The following is a 1470-nucleotide window of genomic DNA, read 5'->3' on the forward strand; positions in this document are numbered from 1 at the left end:
TCTTGCGGCAGCGTCAATTTCAAATTGCGCGTATCGCCCTGCACCAAGCGCGGCCGGATACCCAGTTTTTCAACCGCTGATGCTTCATCCGTAATCTCACTTAAATCATCAACCGATAAAGCACGATGTAACAAGGCCGTCTGAAAAAGCTGCGGCGTTTGTGCTTGCCATAATCCTACGCGCGCAACGGTTTCATCAATATGATGATTGCCGTCTACCCGCTTGAGCGTATCGGCCACCGGTATGGCCAAAATACCACCTTCATCATTCTCACCCGCCTCATCAAGCAAACGCGTTAACGCTTCAGCAGGCAGGCAACAGCGCGCGGCATCATGAACCAAAATATTGTCTTGCGCCTCGGCCAAACCTTGCTCCAATAAAACGGACACACCATTGCGTACCGTTTCGGCACGACTTGCGCCGCCTACTCGAAAGACGCGTACTTTCTCAGACAGGGCCGTCTGAAAAACCGAATCTTCCGGCGAAAGAATAACGGCAATTAAATCTATGCGGGAGTGTTGCTCAAAGATTTCTATGGTATGTTGCAATACAGTTTTACCATTGATTTCAACATATTGTTTTGGTTTGCCTGCGCCAAATCGCGCTCCCACACCGGCAGCAGGAATCAAAGCGATATTGCGGCGCATCATGCTGACGCTCCGGCATTAGCCTCATCAGGCCTTTCAGCCTTACGCCATATACACGCTTCGCCTAAATCGTCCAAATATTTTTCATGTGCGGCCAGCTCGTCCGCATTGGCTTTGATAACTTTCAACTGCGATGTACGTTTGGTTTCGGCAATAACGGTTTGTTTGACTTCGCCCTCTTCTTCCGCCTCGCCGCCCATCAAGTCGAACTGCTGACGTGTCATGGCAAGATAGACTTCACCCAAAAGTTCGCAGTCGATTAATGCTCCGTGCAAGACACGTTTGCTGCGGTCAACGGAAAAGCGGTTACACAACGCATCCAAACTCGCCTTTTGCCCTGGAAACATTTCACGCGCCATGGCCAGCGTGTCAGTCACTTTGCAACCAAGCTCTTCAATAGAAGGCAAACCCATGCGGCGGAATTCCATATTCAGAAAGCCGACGTCAAACTTGGCATTATGGATAATCAGCTCTGCGCCACGTATAAAGTCGGCAATCTGTTTACCCACTTGGGCAAACGGCGGCGCATTCTTTGCTTCCAATACTTCAATCGTCAAACCATGCACCTTCGCCGCTTCCTCCGGCATATCGCGTTCGGGGTGGACATATAAATGAAGGTTGGAGTCGGTCATTTGGCGGTTGATCATTTCCAAGCCGGCAAATTCGACCAGACGGTCGCCGTTTTCAGGATAAAGACCCGTGGTTTCCGTATCGAGGATAATCTGACGTTGGCTCATGGTTGGTGGTTTCTGCAATTATCAAAACGTCCTGAATCATACTGAAGGCCGTCTGAAATGTATAGTCAGCAAAACTTTAGCTGCTT

At 49.7% G+C, this 1470-nt stretch carries 2 protein-coding genes; both read right to left on the reverse strand.

The window, feature by feature from the left end; translation table 11 throughout:
* Positions 1-650: 2-C-methyl-D-erythritol 4-phosphate cytidylyltransferase (ispD, locus tag ACTHUT_RS20525; RefSeq protein WP_440419649.1), on the reverse strand; the 650-nt coding region annotated here is incomplete at its 3' end.
* The gene (gene dnaQ, locus ACTHUT_RS20530; protein WP_250601747.1) at positions 647-1384 is read right to left on the reverse strand and encodes a DNA polymerase III subunit epsilon; all 738 of its coding nucleotides are present in this window, start codon (positions 1382-1384) and stop codon (positions 647-649) included. The genes dnaQ and ispD, both read right to left, overlap by 4 nt.
* Between the last annotated feature and the right edge of the window lie 86 nt (positions 1385-1470).

The organism is Neisseria sp. P0022.S010 (assembly GCF_051956635.1).

Excerpts from the sequence above, each read along its gene's own strand:
- dnaQ (WP_250601747.1), bottom strand. The coding sequence starts at position 1,384 with ATGAGCCAACGTCAGATTATCCTCGATACGGAAACCACGGGTCTTTAT.